This is a genomic window from Enterobacter sp. CPE_E890 (assembly GCF_046521475.1).
In the GTDB taxonomy this organism is placed as follows: Bacteria; Pseudomonadota; Gammaproteobacteria; order Enterobacterales; family Enterobacteriaceae; genus Enterobacter; species Enterobacter adelaidei.
Window position 1 is genome coordinate 4,290,612 of the sequence record NZ_JBKFZW010000001.1, and the last position, 15,558, is coordinate 4,306,169.

13 protein-coding genes and 1 riboswitch are annotated in these 15,558 nt (G+C 55.6%); of the genes, 7 read left to right on the plus strand and 6 right to left on the minus strand.

What is annotated here, in order from left to right; genetic code table 11:
* Nucleotides 1-35: 35 nt before the first annotated feature.
* The 4 genes from ACLHV9_RS21190 (at nucleotide 36) to ACLHV9_RS21205 (ending at nucleotide 4,928) form a co-directional block, all read left to right on the plus strand.
* Nucleotides 36-596 (plus strand): fimbrial protein, encoded by a 561-nt coding sequence (locus tag ACLHV9_RS21190; RefSeq protein ID WP_108090480.1) that lies wholly within the window; start codon nucleotides 36-38, stop codon nucleotides 594-596.
* 74 nt (nucleotides 597-670) lie between these two features.
* Entirely contained in the window at nucleotides 671-3,115 is a 2,445-nt protein-coding gene (locus tag ACLHV9_RS21195) for a fimbria/pilus outer membrane usher protein (protein WP_407221054.1), read from the plus strand.
* Nucleotides 3,116-3,124: 9 nt separating this feature from the next.
* Entirely contained in the window at nucleotides 3,125-3,883 is a 759-nt protein-coding gene (locus ACLHV9_RS21200; RefSeq protein WP_407221195.1) for a molecular chaperone, read from the plus strand.
* Nucleotides 3,867-4,928 (plus strand): type 1 fimbrial protein, encoded by a 1,062-nt coding sequence (locus ACLHV9_RS21205; RefSeq protein ID WP_108090483.1) that lies wholly within the window; start codon nucleotides 3,867-3,869, stop codon nucleotides 4,926-4,928. Before ACLHV9_RS21200 ends, ACLHV9_RS21205 begins: the two co-directional genes overlap by 17 nt.
* 44 nt (nucleotides 4,929-4,972) lie before the next feature.
* Here ACLHV9_RS21205 and ribB read toward each other — a convergent pair whose 3' ends face one another.
* Nucleotides 4,973-5,626 carry a 3,4-dihydroxy-2-butanone-4-phosphate synthase gene (gene ribB, locus ACLHV9_RS21210; protein ID WP_028017147.1) on the minus strand — a complete coding sequence of 218 codons (654 nt, stop codon included), beginning with the start codon at nucleotides 5,624-5,626 and terminating at the stop codon, nucleotides 4,973-4,975.
* Nucleotides 5,627-5,731: 105 nt separating this feature from the next.
* Nucleotides 5,732-5,882: riboswitch (FMN riboswitch) on the minus strand.
* Between the two features lie 120 nt (nucleotides 5,883-6,002).
* On the opposite strand from ribB, the gene ubiK reads away from it, so the two are divergent.
* Nucleotides 6,003-6,299, plus strand: coding sequence for a ubiquinone biosynthesis accessory factor UbiK (ubiK, locus tag ACLHV9_RS21215; protein ID WP_049005067.1), 297 nt, complete (start codon nucleotides 6,003-6,005; stop codon nucleotides 6,297-6,299).
* Between the two features lie 78 nt (nucleotides 6,300-6,377).
* Here the strand turns inward: ubiK and hldE are convergent, their stop codons facing one another.
* Genes hldE through ACLHV9_RS21230 form a run of 3 tightly spaced genes read right to left on the minus strand, consistent with a single transcriptional unit; the run spans nucleotide 6,378 to nucleotide 12,027 of the window.
* Nucleotides 6,378-7,808 carry a bifunctional D-glycero-beta-D-manno-heptose-7-phosphate kinase/D-glycero-beta-D-manno-heptose 1-phosphate adenylyltransferase HldE gene (gene hldE / locus ACLHV9_RS21220; RefSeq protein ID WP_108090484.1) on the minus strand — a complete coding sequence of 477 codons (1,431 nt, stop codon included), beginning with the start codon at nucleotides 7,806-7,808 and terminating at the stop codon, nucleotides 6,378-6,380.
* A gap of 40 nt (nucleotides 7,809-7,848) precedes the next feature.
* On the minus strand, nucleotides 7,849-10,704 hold the full coding sequence (gene glnE / locus ACLHV9_RS21225; protein WP_108090485.1) for a bifunctional [glutamate--ammonia ligase]-adenylyl-L-tyrosine phosphorylase/[glutamate--ammonia-ligase] adenylyltransferase: 2,856 nt from the start codon (nucleotides 10,702-10,704) through the stop codon (nucleotides 7,849-7,851).
* A 21-nt stretch (nucleotides 10,705-10,725) separates the two neighbouring features.
* A complete protein-coding gene (locus ACLHV9_RS21230; RefSeq protein WP_108090486.1) occupies nucleotides 10,726-12,027 on the minus strand; it encodes an inorganic triphosphatase in 1,302 nt (433 codons plus the stop codon).
* Nucleotides 12,028-12,256: 229 nt separating this feature from the next.
* Between ACLHV9_RS21230 and ACLHV9_RS21235 the strand changes: the two genes are divergently transcribed.
* Nucleotides 12,257-12,877, plus strand: a complete 621-nt coding sequence (locus tag ACLHV9_RS21235) for a TIGR04211 family SH3 domain-containing protein (RefSeq protein WP_028017142.1) — start codon at nucleotides 12,257-12,259, stop codon at nucleotides 12,875-12,877.
* 61 nt (nucleotides 12,878-12,938) lie between these two features.
* Nucleotides 12,939-14,180: a multifunctional CCA addition/repair protein gene (locus ACLHV9_RS21240; protein ID WP_108090487.1), complete on the plus strand. Its 1,242-nt coding sequence runs from the start codon at nucleotides 12,939-12,941 to the stop codon at nucleotides 14,178-14,180.
* 10 nt (nucleotides 14,181-14,190) lie between these two features.
* Here ACLHV9_RS21240 and bacA read toward each other — a convergent pair whose 3' ends face one another.
* Complete coding sequence (gene bacA / locus ACLHV9_RS21245) at nucleotides 14,191-15,012, minus strand: undecaprenyl-diphosphate phosphatase (RefSeq protein ID WP_032666809.1); 822 nt, start codon at nucleotides 15,010-15,012, stop codon at nucleotides 14,191-14,193.
* A 106-nt stretch (nucleotides 15,013-15,118) separates the two neighbouring features.
* A complete protein-coding gene (gene folB / locus ACLHV9_RS21250; protein WP_028017139.1) occupies nucleotides 15,119-15,487 on the minus strand; it encodes a bifunctional dihydroneopterin aldolase/7,8-dihydroneopterin epimerase in 369 nt (122 codons plus the stop codon).
* Nucleotides 15,488-15,558: the final 71 nt, after the last annotated feature.

The following is a 15,558-nucleotide window of genomic DNA, read 5'->3' on the forward strand; positions in this document are numbered from 1 at the left end:
TCAGGATATGAATTCAACTGAAAAAGGATATTTTCATGTTTACAGGAAAAAAAGCAATTTTAGCCGTGGCAATGGCCACGTTTATTTCTGGGTCGGCGTTTGCTGCAGAACAAGGTTCCGGTAAGATTAAATTCAAAGGTGTGGTGATTGATGCACCATGCAATATTGCACCAGACAGCGTTGATAAAGAAGTCGATTTGGGTGAAATTACGACCGCCGTTATTAATGCCAATAAAAAATCGTCACCCGTGGCGGTAGATATCAACCTGGAAAACTGCCAGCTGGACGATCCAGGCGATGAAACCGATACCCCAATCACCAAGGTTGACGTCACGTTCACCAGCTCCGCCACGGATACAACGGATACCAGTCTGATGACCAACACGTATGCCAACGGCGCGCAGAACGTGGGCGTCCGCCTGCTGGATAATGCGGAAGCGAACATCACCCTGGGTAGCGCCAGTGAAGTTACCCTGCTGGCAGGCTCCGCCACCCAGACGCTGCACTTTAAGGCGCAGATGGAAGTACTGAGCGGCAAAACGGCAACGCCGGGTCAGGTTGAAGCCACCGCAAACTATGTGCTGGCGTATAAATAATTCAAATTTACCTCGTTATCTACCGACTGGCTCGTTATGCCAGTCGGCATTTTATATTTACTTTGGGCAACAGGATGATGAAACATAAATCAACATGCATAATCATCATTACCACCCTGTTAATGACGAAAGTCGCCTCTGGTACCGAATTTAATATTAATGCCATCGATAAAGATCAGCGCAACAGCGTCGATTTGACACAGTTTAAAGATCGCGCCTCCGTCGTCCCCGGACGTTATTTTGTTACGGTTTCGATTAATGACATCCCCTTAGCAAACGGCTGGCAGTTAACGTGGAAAAAAGTGAATGATGCAGTCCAGGTCTGTATTCCCGCCGAGCTGGCCGACACGTTCGGCCTGCAGGATAAAATACGGGAATCGCTAACTGAAAAAGAGGGCTGTATAGACTTCGCCCCGCTGCCGGACGTTCATTTTACCTTTGAACAAGCAAGCCAGACGCTAAACGTGTCCATTCCCCAGGCGTGGTTGCAGTACCGTTCTGCCGACTGGATGCCCCCGTCAACCTGGGATAACGGCGTGGCGGGCGTCCTGCTGGACTACAATCTTTTTGCCAGCCACTACCAGCCCAACAGCGGCAGCAGTTCAGATAATGCCAACACTTACGGCACGGCGGGCGCGAACGTCGGCGCCTGGCGGCTGCGCAGCGATTATCAATACAACCAGACGCACGCGGACGGCGGTTCAGAGCATAACGGGCGCTTCTCGCGCGTTTATATGTTCCGCCCCCTCCCCACCATGGGCGCAAAGCTGACGCTCGGCGAAACGGATTTCCAGTCGTCGATCTTCGACGCCTTCACCTACACCGGCGCGTCGCTTATCAGCGATGAGCGCATGCTGCCGTGGTCACTGCGCGGCTATGCGCCACAAATCTCCGGCATTGCCCAAACCAACGCGACGGTCACCGTAAGCCTCGCCGACAGGGTCATCTATCAAACAAAAGTCCCGCCGGGCCCGTTCATCATTCAGGATCTCAACCAGTCGGTGCAGGGCACGCTCGACGTGAAGGTAACGGAAGAGGATGGCCGGGTGAGTACGTTCCAGGTCTCTGCCGAATCCGTTCCCTTCCTGACGCGTCAGGGCCAGGTTCGCTACAAGCTGGCAGCAGGCAAGCCGCGAAAGGACGCATCGCATGACGTTGAGGACAGCACCTTCATGAGCGGCGAGTTTTCCTGGGGCATGCTGTCGCAAACCTCACTCTATGGAGGAACGCTGGCCGATGGTGACCACTACCGCGCCCTGGCCGCCGGGCTGGGACAAAACATGGCGTATCTGGGGGCGCTCTCGTTTGATATCACCCGGGCCACCAGCCAGCTGCCGGGTGCGGATCCGCAGACGGGCTACAGCTACCGTTTTAACTACAGTAAACGATTCGACACCACCGGTAGCCAGCTTACGCTGGCGAGCTACCGATACTCGGACCGTCAGTTCCTGAGCTATGCGCGCTATCTGGATGACGACTACAGCGACAGCCAGACGGAAAAACAGGCTCTCAGCGTCACCGCCAGTCAGTACATATCGGCCCTCTCGCTAAACCTTTATCTAAGCATGCTGCGCCAAACATGGTGGGATGACTCGCCTTCCACGACCGGCAGCGTCACCGCAGGCTATAACTTCGACCTTGGCCGCTGGAAAAACCTTGGCCTGACCCTGTCGTTGAGCAGAACCCATTACGAAGATGATGAAAAGGACGACAACCAGTTTTATCTCTCGCTGAGCGTGCCGCTCGATCCTGACCATCGCCTGAACTACGATCTTCGCAACGGCGACAGCCTGAGCCAGAGCGTCTCCTGGTACGATACCTCTGACCGGAACAATACCTGGGGCGTCTCTGCAGGCACCGAGAGCGAAAAAGCCGATGCGGGCGCACAGTTCAGCGGAAACTATCAGCACTATTCTTCGCTGGGGGATCTCAACGTCTCGGGCAGCTATAAGGCGAATGAGTACAACTCAATGAGCGCCAGCTGGAACGGCTCGTTTACCGGGACGGCGAAAGGGTTTGCCCTGCACCGTCGCAGCTACGGCAATGAGCCACGCGTCATGGTCAGCACCGACGGCGTGGGCCATATCCCGCTGAACGTATCGCATGACGAAACCAACGCGTCGGGTATCGGTGTTCTGCCGTCGTTTTCCAGCTATACCCCGGCCAGCGTGCGGGTCAACATGAACAATTTGCCTGACGGCGTTGACGTTGATACGCGGGTGGTCACTTCCACCTGGACAGAAGGCGCCATCGGCTATCGTCAAATCGCGACCCGAGCCGGTAACGATATTGCCGGCATTTTGCGAACGCCTTCCGGGACACCGCCGCTCGGCGCCCTGGTCCGCCTGCAGGATAACGGCCAGCAGGTAGGTATGGTCGCCGAGGAGGGTCGCGTCTGGCTGGGCGCCGTCCAGCCTGAGCAACAGTTCCTGGTCACGTGGGGAGACAACCATCAGTGTCGCTTCTCGTTACCTTCTCACCTTGAAAACAGTATGCAGCTCATGCTGCCTTGCCAGTAAGAAACCATGATGAAACTCACCCCACTCAAGGCCCTGAGCCTGATGTTGCTCGGCACCGCATTGAACGCGCATGCCGCCATTAACCTGGACCGTACGCGGATCGTTTTTCCCGAAGGGGACAAGGCAAGCAGCCTGAAAGTCGATAACCAGAGCAAAACCTTACCCTACCTGGCGCTTTCCTGGATTGAAGACGAAAACGGGCGCAAAGAGGACAGCCACTTCATGGCGCTGCCGCCCATTCAGCGCATTGAAGCGGGCGCGTCATCGCAGGTCAGAATTGTGAAGCAGGCGGCGGTTGGGCAGTTGCCGAAGGACAGAGAGTCGCTGTTTTACTTCAACCTGCGCGAAGTTCCGCCCACAAGCAGCGCCAGCGAAGCGCGCAGCGTTATGCAGGTGGCCATGCAGAGCCGCATTAAGCTGTTCTGGCGGCCAAAAGCCATCACCAAAAAGCCGGGTGATCAAAGCGAAATGCGCATGGAAATTACCGCCACCGCAACGGGGCTCAGCGTACACAACCCCACGCCCTATTACATCACCCTCGCGTGGCTGAGTAAAAATGCGAAAACCCAGCTGCCGGGCTTCGACAGCCTGATGATTGCTCCGTTTGCCACAGCGTCCACCTCTACCGGCGACTACCACGGGAGCTACTACAGCGTGGGTTACATTGATGATTACGGCGCGCTGAAAAAAGTGGACGTTACCTGTGCGGGTAAGTCTCAATGTCAGCTCAGAGAGCGGAAGGGTCAAAACAATGCGCAAGCTCGCTAATTTTTTGTTTTTGCTGCTACTTGCCCTTCTGCCATTCAGGGAGGCGATGGCGCTTGACTGCTATCTCGGCGTTTCCGGCGGGCCTGTGGAGGAGACAAAAACAATCTCGCCTTTTGCCATTCCCAGCAACGCGCAGGTGGGGGAGAAAATATGGGAATCTGACGATATCAAAGTTCCTGTGACCTGCGACCACAATGCCACCAGTAATTTTGAAAAAGAGGACATCTATGCCTGGGTTAACCCCTACCCGTCGGCGTCCGATCCCTACTACGATCTCGGCGTAACTTATGAAGGGATCGACTACGATGCGACAGGACAACCCAACGGGGTCGATACGTCCCAGTGCCTTGATAACAAACAGATCACTATCTATACACCTGCCCAAATCCAGCAAATGGGCTGGGAGAACCGCATCTGCTCCGGCAATGCAAACGACATTCACACCTCACGCACGTTCATCGTGCGCTTTCGTCTGTACGTCAGAATCAAGGTCATGCCGCCGCACGGATACGTTAGCACGCTCGGGGACTATATCGTGGTGCAGTTCGACGGTAAGGGCGGCGTCAACCAGATGTCCGACGCGAAAAACCTTAAGTATCATATTAATGGCCTGAACAATATCACCGTGCTGGACTGCGGGGCGACCTTCAGCATCTATCCGGAAAATCAGGAGATTGATTTTGGTACGTTCAGCGCCCGCGACATGATGAATCAGGGAAAGCGAACGCGCACGTTCTCGGTCAGAACGACCAAGATACAGGACGCCGAGTGTTCCGATGGGTTCAAAATGGATTCGTCGTTCTATACGAACGAGACGCTGAGCGATGAAGATACCGCCCTGCTCATCGGCAACGGCCTGAAATTACGCATCCTGAACGGAACGCAGCCCTACACCTTTAACCGATACGAAGAGTATGCCGATTTTACCGGCAGTACGTTGCAGTACGAACAGACCTATACCGCTGAGCTGACGCCGGTGCCGGGAAAAGCGATCCAGTCCGGACCATTCGAAACCGTAGTGCTGTTTAAAATTAACTACCACTAAACATAAAAAAGCCGGGTTTCCCCGGCTTTTTCACTTCAGCGGTTTCAGCTGGCTTTGCGCTCGTGCGCCTGGCGGTACTCGACCAGATCTTCAATCGTGACCACTGGCATATTGTGCAGACGGGCAAAGGTGATGCACTCCGGCGCGCGCGCCATGGTGCCGTCATCGTTGGTCAGTTCACACAAAACACCTGCTGGTTTGAAGCCTGCCAGCGTCACCAGATCGATAGTCGCTTCGGTGTGGCCGCCACGGGTCAGGACGCCGCCGGCCTGCGCGCGCAGAGGGAAGACGTGGCCTGGACGATGCAGATCGGAGGGCTTCGCATCATCAGCAATCGCGGCACGTACGGTGGTCAGACGGTCAGCCGCAGACACACCGGTGGTCACGCCATGCGCCGCTTCAATGGTCACAGTGAAACCCGTACCAAAGGCGCTGGTGTTGTTCTCAACCATCATTGGCAGTTCGAGCTGCTTACGACGATCTTCGGTAATACACAGGCATACGATGCCGCTACCGTGACGGATGGTCAGCGCCATCTGTTCAACGGTCATGTTTTCGGCGGCGAAAATCATGTCGCCTTCGTTTTCACGGTTTTCATCGTCAAGCACCATCACACCGCGGCCTTCGCGCAGTGCATCCAGTGCATGTTCAACACGTTGAGTTGAAGTGCCAAAAGAGGAAAGTAGCGTCTGATTCATGGTAAAAAAACCTCATTAACATTATGGTTACCAGAATCAGGGCAGTCTTAGGAGCGCCGTATAAGCGGCAAAAAAATAACGTGAGCGGGTCATGCCCGACTGGATCGTTACTCTCTCCCATCCGGACTCTAACCGTCGGCCCCGGAATTACACCGGATCTGCTGACCTTTGAGTGTTCACCCAAAGCGCTCGCGGGCTTTCAGCGTGAAGCTGATTTACCGCCGGTGGGGAATTTCGCCCCGCCCTGAGAATAAGCGAGATAACTATAACGCTATTGATTACCCTGGGCAATGCATAAGCATCAAACAATTTTGTTTAACCCGCGGCATGACGCGCTACAATAGGCACTGACACCTTTTCATCAAGGGAAACGACAATGATTGACCCGAAAAAAATTGAGCAAATTGCGCGTCAGGTACACGAATCCATGCCGAAAGGCATTCGTGAATTTGGTGATGACGTAGAAAAGAAAATCCGCCAGACGCTGCAGGCGCAGTTGGTTCGCCTTGATCTAGTCAGCCGCGAAGAGTTTGACGTGCAGACCCAGGTTCTGCTGCGTACCCGCGAGAAGCTGGCGTTGCTGGAACAGCGTCTGACCGAGCTGGAAAACCGCAATACGCAGGAAGAAGTGAAGCCGGCACCGGCCATTCCACCGGTGGATGAGCAGGAGTAAGAGCGGCCTGATGCACTCACCCCAACCCTCTCCCTGTGGGAGAGGGAGAAAAACGAACGGGCCAATTGGCCCGTTTTTTTACTGACTGTCTTTCTGGATCTTCTTAATGATGTTGGTGGTTGAACACCCGTCCTCAAAGTTGAGCACCATCACTTCGCCGCCGTTGGCCCAGACCTCTTCGCTGCCCGCAATTTGATCCGGCTTGTAATCGCCACCTTTCACCAGCAGGTCCGGCAGAATACCGGCAATCAGACGCTGCGGCGTGTCTTCTTCAAACGACACCACCCAGTCCACGGCTTCCAGCGCACCGAGAACGATCATACGCTGTTCCAGCGGGTTCACCGGACGCGTTTCCCCCTTCAGACGCTTCGTTGACGCATCACTGTTCACTGCCACAATCAGACGATCGCCCAGCTTGCGCGCATTCGCCAGATACGAAACATGGCCCGCGTGCAGAATGTCAAACACGCCGTTGGTCATAACCACTTTCTCACCGCGCTTACGCGCTGCGGCAACGGCGGCTTTCAGTTCGTCTTCGCTCATCACACCGAAACCGGTGTCTGCACGGCCACGCACGGCATTTTCCAGCTCAATAGGCGAAACGGTTGAAGTACCGAGTTTGCCGACGACAACACCCGCCGCTGCGTTAGCAAAGTAACAGGCTTCTTCAAGGGAATTCCCGGCTGCAAGCGTCGCCGCCAGCACGCCAATCACCGTATCGCCAGCACCGGTCACGTCATACACTTCCTGCGCCTGAGTGGGCATATGCAGGGGTGCTTTGCCTGGTTGAATCAGGGTCATCCCCTGCTCTGAACGGGTCACCAGCAGTGCAGACAGCTCGAAATCAGCAATGATCTTCATGCCGCGTTCGACAATTTCAGCTTCCGTTTTGCACTTACCCGCCACCGCTTCAAACTCAGAGAGGTTAGGCGTCAGCAGCGTTGCGCCACGGTAACGTTCAAAGTCGGTACCTTTCGGGTCGATCAGCACGGGAACATGGGCTTTACGCGCCAGCTGAATCATCTGCTGAACGCTTGCCAGCGCGCCTTTGGCGTAGTCGGAAAGTACCAGTGCACCGATGCTGCCCAGCGCCTGATTGATGCGCTCGTGCAGCGGCTCAGGATCAACGCCTTCGAACCCTTCTTCAAAGTCGAGGCGGATCAACTGCTGGTTACGCGACAGCACGCGCAGCTTGGTGATCGTCGGGTGGGTCGGAACAGAAACGAAGTCACACTTCACGTTCACGTCCGCCAGCGACTTACTCAGCGCACGCGCCGCGTCGTCGATGCCGGTCAAGCCCACCAGACGCGAATGTGCGCCCAGAGAAGCAATGTTCATCGCCACGTTTGCCGCGCCGCCGGGACGCTCTTCAATGGTGTCGACCTTAACCACCGGTACCGGCGCTTCCGGAGAGATGCGGCTGGTTGGCCCATACCAGTAGCGATCCAGCATCACATCCCCGACAACCATAACTCCAGCACGTTCAAACTCTGGCAGTGTTACTTTCATTCCTGACTCCAGAAAGATTCACAATTTGCGCGCGATAATATCACACTTGTTTTGTTACGCACGGTTCCACCAGCCACTTCTGCCAGCTTGCCGTCACCTGAGCGCGTTCACTGCTGAAACAGTCCAGCGCCACATGCCCCGGCTGTTCCTGCAGTGCCAGGTGGTGCAGCTCATCGCGTAGCGTGGTATAGGCGCGGGTTAACGCCTGTGCCTCCAGCTCGTCCATAATGTCGTTTTGCGCGAGCAGTTCCAGAATGCGTACATTGTCCGACCAGCGTGTCAGCTTCGGTTTATCGTGCGCGTGCAGCAGCACCAGGTACTGGGTAATAAACTCAATATCGGTAATCCCCCCCTCATCGGCTTTGATATCAAAGCGATCGCGATGTTTATTGCCCAGATGCGCGCGCATTTTCTCGCGCATTTCCCGCACTTCAGTTTGCAACGTGACACCCTCTCGCACCGTCGTCATGACATCCTTACGGATGACGTCAAACTGCGTTTTAAGCTGCGGATCGCCGTACACCACGCGGGCACGCACCAGCGCCTGATGCTCCCACGTCCAGGCTTCGTTCTTCTGGTAATCAGCAAAGGACTCCGTCGAGGTGACCAGCATGCCCGCCGCGCCGGAGGGTCGCAGACGTGCATCCACTTCGTACAAAATGCCGGATGAGGTACGGGTGCTGAACAGGTGCATAATGCGCTGGGCCAGACGCAGATAGAACTGGCGCCCGTCAATCTCACGTTCGCCGTCAGTCATCACGTCGACCGGGCAATCGTGCAGGAAGATTAAATCCAGATCGGAGCTATAGCCCAGCTCCCAGCCGCCGAGCTTGCCGTACCCCACCACCGCAAAACCACGACCCTCACGGTCGGCCAGGTGTTTCGGCTGGCCGTAGCGAGCCACCATCTGCACCCAGGCCTGATGCACGACCGTGTCGATGATCGCTTCCGCAAGCCAGGTTAAGTGATCGCTCACTTTCATCACCGGCAGCGTTCCGGCGATATCTGCCGCTGCCACGCGCAGCATCTGTGCCTGCTTAAACTGACGCAACGCCTCCAGCTGTTGCTCTTCATCCTCTTCCGGCACGCGCAGCAGATACTGACGCAGCTCGTCCCGGTAGGCGTCCGTTGCCGTCGGCTGGTAGAGCGTATTCGGGTCGAGCAGTTCGTCAAGCAACAGCGGATATCGCGCCAGCTTGTTGGCCACCATCGGGGAGGCGGCGCAGAGCGTAATCAGATGTTTAAGCGCCCCTGGAAACTCGCTCAATAGTTCAAGGTACGTGGTACGCGTGATAATCCCACTCAGCAGCGGCATCATGCGCGACAGCGGCACCGGCGCATCCGCGCGGGAGCAAACCTCGCTCAGCAGATGCGGCATCAAATGATCAAGTACCTGCCGACCACGTGGCCCAATCGCACGTTTATTCAGTTCAAGACGGAAATCAGCAATCAGTGCCACCACACGATGGCGGGCGTCGTCACTCAGGTGTGCCAGCACTGGTGTAGTGTCATCTTCCTGAAGCGCATCCTGCCACAGCTCGCGCCAGTGCTCGGAAAGCGCATCGTCCTGCGATTCACTTTCGTCATCGCCAATCAGGTCGTTAAAGATACGGCGTACGCCTGCCATATGCGCATCCAGCCGTTCGGTCAGCATTGACCAGTCATCTGCGCGCATCCCCCAGGCAAGACGCGCCCGGTTCAGGTCATCCGCTGGCAGGGTCTGAGTCTGTTCGTCGTTGATACTTTGCAGCAGGTTCTCCAGACGACGCAGGAACAGATAGGCCTCGCGCAGGGTTTGCGCGTCACCGTCCGGCAGCAGGTGAAGCTGCTCGATGGCGCTCAGCGTCGGCAGCAACGAACGTGATTGCAGGGACGGCTCACGCCCGCCGCGAATAAGCTGGAAGACCTGGACGATAAATTCGATTTCGCGGATACCGCCTGCACCGAGCTTAATATTGTCTTTCAGCCCACGGCGGCGCACTTCTCGGGCAATCATCCCTTTCATGTTTCTCAGGGACTGGATCACGCTGAAGTCAATGTAACGGCGGAACACGAACGGGCGCAGCATGGCGCGCAATTCGTTGGCATAGGCATCGTCGCTGTCGCCCATGATCCGCGCTTTGACCATGGCATAACGCTCCCAGTCGCGCCCCTGCTCCTGGTAATAATCTTCCAGTGCGGCAAAGCTCAACACAAGCGGGCCGCTGTCGCCAAAGGGACGCAGACGCATGTCCACGCGGTAGACGAAACCATCCTGCGTCGGCTGATCCAGGGCCTTAATCAGACGCTGGCCGAGTCGGGTAAAGAACTGGGCGTTATCCAGCTCACGGCGCCCGCCGCGCGTAGAGCCGTTCTCCGGCCAGGCAAAAATCAGATCGATATCGGAGGAGAAGTTAAGCTCGCAACCGCCCAGCTTACCCATCCCCAGAATCAACAGTGGCTGAGGAACCCCTTCCTCGCTGCACGGTGTTCCCCACTCTTTACAGCAGGCGGCGTAGAGCCAGTCTCGCGCAGCAACAATCAACGTCTGTGCCAGCTCACTTAGCTGCTGTAACGTGCTCTCTTCGCTGACCAGCGCCAGAGATTGCGCCCAGGCAATACGCACCATTACCCGGCGACGGAACTGGCGCAGGACGCGCATCAGCGTTGCTTCATCCGCAACTTCAGCAAGCGCGGTTTGCAACCAGTCAGCATAATGCCGCCACTCTTCTGCCTGTGGCGGTGAATTTTCAAGCTCCACCAGCCAGTCCGGGTTGGCGGTGATACTTTCCTGCACAAAATCACTGAAAGTGAGCACGCTCTTCGCCTGCTCGCTTAATGATGACGCCGGTAATGACTCAGGCAGACGTTCGCAAACGGTCTGCCACTGCTGCTGTAACTGCGAAGAAAGCGGCATGATTGGGGTTCCTTGCCAGAGTTAACGTTTTCCGCTGTGCAGCCAGAACGGCTCCTGCGAAATGGCCTCGTTACGGAAATGCTCAATCTCAATATGCTGACGGGTTTCAATGGCATGCTTCAGCCCCTGCCAGTTCTCCAGCCAGGCCTGAGCCTTTACGCCGTCATAGGCACCGGAAAGCAGCAGCATGCTGTCGATATTGCGCGAAAGACGAGGAAGCTGATCGCCATACTGGTCACCCAGCGGGTAAGCAAAGGTGCTCTTCAGCTCGGCGGCATGACGAGAGAGATGAATATCCGCGAAACGTTTGAAGTTCTCCGCGATTTTGGTCTGCGCTTTCGCATCCAGGAAGGTACGCCAGCCACGCGTGATCAGAAACTCGGTCAGTGCCAGTTTTGCCGTCGCCGTTTGCGGGCTATAGATCGCTGTTTGTGCCGATACGTCGGAGAGCATCAGCGTTTCGGTTTGCGTCAGCAGGTCACGTAAGTGAGCGCTCGCTTTGCGAGGAACAATACCGCCGAACAGCGTCAGGGTATGGCGCACCAGGGCAATCGCCGCCAGCACGTGGGATTTCGCGTTTTTCACATTTCGTGCCCACAGCTCTTCATGATACTGCCACTGCGAGAGCGCCAGCTCCAGCGCGGCTTCCAGCCCCTGCTCTACGCTGGCTTTCGGCGCAACGTGCAAAATCGTCGTCTCTTTCACCACGCGTGGCACATTTCCGGCCGCCAGGTGGTAACCTCGCGCGGCTTTACTCAGGCTTCCCTGACGTAATCCGGACTGGTTCACCAGCTTGCGTGCCAGCTTCAGCACATCGTTCGCATCCCCTTCCAGCAGTTCAAGCTCCAGTTCGCAGATCGGCTCCTGGAACTCACCCGCCTTCACCTCACCTAAATCCAGCGCGATTTCAATGCGGCTCTTGCCTTCCGTCACCAGCCATTTTTCGCGCCAGAAATCGGTACTGAACAGGGGCTGTACGTCTGCGGATAAGGTTTCTGGCAGTTTACCCTCAGGCCAAACCTCTGTCGGGAAACGTTCCAGCTCAAGTTCTGGCTTACTGATGTCGATATTGTATTCCGGGCGCTGATGTAAACCGCCAACCACGCGACCGGCAATTTTCATCGTCATCTCGTAGCGTCCGTTCGCGCCACGGATGCGCAGCCCCATATCGTGGCGGCGAAGCCAGTTGTCTGGCGTTTCGTAATAGATATTAAGCAGTTGTACCGGTGCATGGTGTTCGCCGGAAAGCGTGTGCAGATGCTGACGAAGAGCGTCAACGCTGTCTTTTTCGACGATAAACTTTAATTCAATTTCTTGTGCCATAGCCTTGTACTTTTGCGGGCGTCACAGACGCGTCAATGAGGGCGAACTTCCTCGCCATTTGTTTGTCAGTACATAGTATTTTGCGCCAAATTGCCATGCAATGAGCAATTTGACGGGCGTAAATGTGTAGAGTCGTGACACAGATGATTCTGATTGCTGACGAATGCTTTGCGTAGAGACACTGTTGCCACTACTATCGTTCCACTATTTATGAAAATAACGACTAATGATGCTTAAATTACGCCTGATTGGACTTACTTTACTCGCTTTTAGCGCCGCAACCACCGTGCACGCTGAAGAGAAGCGTTACGTTTCTGACGAACTGAACACCTGGGTACGCAGTGGCCCCGGAGATAATTATCGCCTCGTGGGCACGGTAAATGCCGGCGAGGAAGTCACCCTGTTACAGACCAACGCGGACACCAACTATGGCCAGGTTCGCGACAGTACCGGCCGTACGTCCTGGATCCCGCTGAAAGAGCTGAGCACCGTGCCAAGCCTGCGCACCCGCGTACCGGATCTGGAAAACCAGGTGAAAACCCTGACCGACAAGCTGAATAACATCGACGGAACCTGGAACCAACGCACCGCTGAAATGCAGCAGAAAGTGGCGCAGAGTGACGGTGTGATCAACGGTCTGAAAGAAGAGAACCAAAAACTCAAAAACGAGCTGATTGTCGCGCAGAAGAAAGTGAATGCCGCCAATCTGCAGCTCGACGACAAACAGCGCACCATCATCATGCAGTGGTTTATGTATGGCGGTGGCGTGCTGGGCGTGGGTCTGGTGCTCGGTCTGGTGCTGCCGCATCTGATCCCAAGCCGTAAGCGTAAAGACCGCTGGATGAACTAACTCGTCTTCTCTGCCAGACTTACGTATGATCCTGGAAAAAGAGAAAACGGGAGTGTAGGGCGTGAAGAGTTATCTGGTCGGTGGTGCGGTACGTGATGCGTTGTTAGGTCTGCCGGTCAAAGATAAAGACTGGGTGGTGGTCGGTGCCACCCCCGAAGAGATGCTCAACGCGGGCTACCAGCAGGTAGGCCGCGATTTTCCCGTATTCCTGCACCCAAAAAGCCGGGAAGAGTACGCCCTCGCGCGTACCGAACGGAAATCCGGTTCTGGCTACACGGGTTTCACCTGTTATGCCGCGCCGGATGTCACGCTGGAGCAAGATCTCCTGCGCCGCGATCTCACCATCAACGCGCTGGCACAGGACGAGCAGGGTCAGATTATTGACGCTTACGGCGGTCAGGACGATCTGCGTAACCGCCTTTTACGTCACGTCTCCCCGGCGTTTTCTGAAGATCCGCTCCGCGTTCTGCGCGTGGCGCGTTTTGCCGCGCGTTATGCCCACCTGAGTTTCCGTATTGCCGATGAGACAATGGCGCTGATGACCGCCATGACCGAGGCGGGTGAACTTGAACACCTGACGCCAGAGCGCGTCTGGAAAGAGACGGAAAATGCTCTCACTACGCGCAACCCGCAGGTCTTTTTCCAGGTCCTGCGCGACAGCGGCGCGCTGAAGGTGCTGTTCCCGGAAATCGACGCACTGTTTGGTGTCCCTGCACCGGCGAAATGGCACCCGGAAATTGATACCGGCGTTCATACCCTGATGACGCTCAGTATGGCGGCTATGCTCAGCCCCGAGGTCGACATCCGTTTTTCCACCCTGTGCCACGATCTCGGCAAAGGCTTAACGCCAAAAGAGTTCTGGCCGCGTCATCACGGGCATGGCCCGGCAGGCGTGAAGCTGGTCGAGGGGCTTTGTCAGCGTCTGCGCGTCCCGAATGAGATCCGCGATCTGGCGAAACTGGTGGCCGAGTTCCACGACCTGATCCACACCTTCCCCATCCTGAAACCGGCCACCATCGTCAAGCTGTTCGATAACATCGACGCCTGGCGCAAACCTCACCGCGTGGAGCAAATCGCCCTGACCAGTGAAGCTGACGTGCGTGGGCGCACCGGGTTTGAAGCGTGTGATTACCCGCAGGGACGTTTATTGCGTAAAGCCTGGGAAGTCGCGAAAGCGGTGCCAACGAAGGATGTTGTCGAAGCGGGCTTTAAAGGACCTGAGATCCGTGAAGAACTCACCAGACGTCGGATTCAGGCGGTGACAGACTGGAAAGAAAAGCATTGCCCTCAGCCGAAAGACTGAGGGCAATCGGTCAGAAGAAGACCACGTAAACCGCTGCCGCCACGATAAAGCGATAGATCGCGAACGGAATAAACGAGATACGCTTAATCAACTGCAAGAAAGTTTTAATGGCAATCAGCGCCACGATAAAGGCGGTGATGAAACCAACGGCGAACATCGGAATGTCACCCGTGGTGAGGAACCCAATACTTTTGTAGACGTCGAGTGCAGTGGCCCCCATCATCATCGGTACTGCCAGCAGGAACGAAAACTCAGAGGCCGCATAACGGCTTACGCCCATCAGCATCCCGCCAGAAATGGTCGCGCCTGAACGTGAGAAGCCCGGCCACAGTGCCAGGCACTGGAAGCAACCAATCATAAACGCCTGACGGTAGGTCATGTCATCCAGACCTTCCGCACGCGGGGTTTTCGGCTTCAGCACTTCCGCCGCGATCAGCAGGAAACCACCCACGACCAACGCGTACATCACATTAATCGGGTTAAACAGAGATTTAATGGCGTCGTGGAACACCAGACCCAGCACCACCGCAGGGATCATCCCGAGCAGAATATGGATCAGTGACAGTCGGCCTTTACCCATACCTTCGTGCTGAGGCGGACGGCCAAAGTGGATGCCGATCAGACCAAACAGACGACGCCAGAACATCACCACTACCGCCAGAATAGAACCCAGTTGGATGACCACTTCAAACGTTTTAGCGGTATCGCCTTCAAAGCCCAGCAGATGGCCAACGATAATCATATGGCCCGTACTGGAAACCGGCAAAAACTCCGTCAATCCTTCGACCACACCCAGTATTGCCGCCACCAGCAGCGAGTGCATATCGCTCATCTATAAACCCCTAAGAAGATATAAAAAAACGGTGCCCCATTCGGACAACCGAGAAAGATACAGCGTTAAGACCGGTATAACCTAAAATGGTTTAGCTATTATGACGTTAAATCTTGCCTTTCAGATTTGTGCCACGCTCAATAATAACGCCAACATTGGTGGCGCGCGCCACTGCTCCTGGTTTACTTAACTTAATGCGCACCCACGGTGAATTGAATTTTTTCAGCAGCAATTCTGCGACTTCTTCAGCCACCCGTTCGACCAGCGCAAAACGTTGCCCTTCAACGTGGGCGATGACCGTTTCACTGATATCGGCATAGCTCAGACAGTCATTCACGTCATCACTTTTTGCTGACTTACGGTTATCCCAGCCCATTTCGATATCGAACACCAGCTTCTGCTCAATGGTCTGTTCCCAGTCGTAAACACCAATAGTGGTGATTACCGAAAGTTGCTCTATAAATACAATATCCATCACGACCTGCCTGCTTTTTGGCTAAACCGGATACCACTTCCGGCGAATTATGCGTATTATCCACAGATGCT

What these genes read in the sequence shown, in the direction of transcription:
- ubiK (WP_049005067.1), top strand. Translation starts at nt 6,003, where the DNA reads ATGATTGACCCGAAAAAAATTGAGCAAATTGCGCGTCAGGTACACGAA.
- ACLHV9_RS21195 (WP_407221054.1), top strand. Translation starts at nt 671, where the DNA reads ATGATGAAACATAAATCAACATGCATAATCATCATTACCACCCTGTTA.
- ACLHV9_RS21190 (WP_108090480.1), top strand. Translation starts at nt 36, where the DNA reads ATGTTTACAGGAAAAAAAGCAATTTTAGCCGTGGCAATGGCCACGTTT.
- hldE (WP_108090484.1), bottom strand. Translation starts at nt 7,808, where the DNA reads ATGAAAGTAACACTGCCAGAGTTTGAACGTGCTGGAGTTATGGTTGTC.
- ribB (WP_028017147.1), bottom strand. Translation starts at nt 5,626, where the DNA reads ATGAATCAGACGCTACTTTCCTCTTTTGGCACTTCAACTCAACGTGTT.
- ACLHV9_RS21235 (WP_028017142.1), top strand. Translation starts at nt 12,257, where the DNA reads ATGCTTAAATTACGCCTGATTGGACTTACTTTACTCGCTTTTAGCGCC.
- ACLHV9_RS21230 (WP_108090486.1), bottom strand. Translation starts at nt 12,027, where the DNA reads ATGGCACAAGAAATTGAATTAAAGTTTATCGTCGAAAAAGACAGCGTT.
- ACLHV9_RS21200 (WP_407221195.1), top strand. Translation starts at nt 3,125, where the DNA reads ATGAAACTCACCCCACTCAAGGCCCTGAGCCTGATGTTGCTCGGCACC.
- glnE (WP_108090485.1), bottom strand. Translation starts at nt 10,704, where the DNA reads ATGCCGCTTTCTTCGCAGTTACAGCAGCAGTGGCAGACCGTTTGCGAA.
- ACLHV9_RS21205 (WP_108090483.1), top strand. Translation starts at nt 3,867, where the DNA reads ATGCGCAAGCTCGCTAATTTTTTGTTTTTGCTGCTACTTGCCCTTCTG.
- folB (WP_028017139.1), bottom strand. Translation starts at nt 15,487, where the DNA reads ATGGATATTGTATTTATAGAGCAACTTTCGGTAATCACCACTATTGGT.
- bacA (WP_032666809.1), bottom strand. Translation starts at nt 15,012, where the DNA reads ATGAGCGATATGCACTCGCTGCTGGTGGCGGCAATACTGGGTGTGGTC.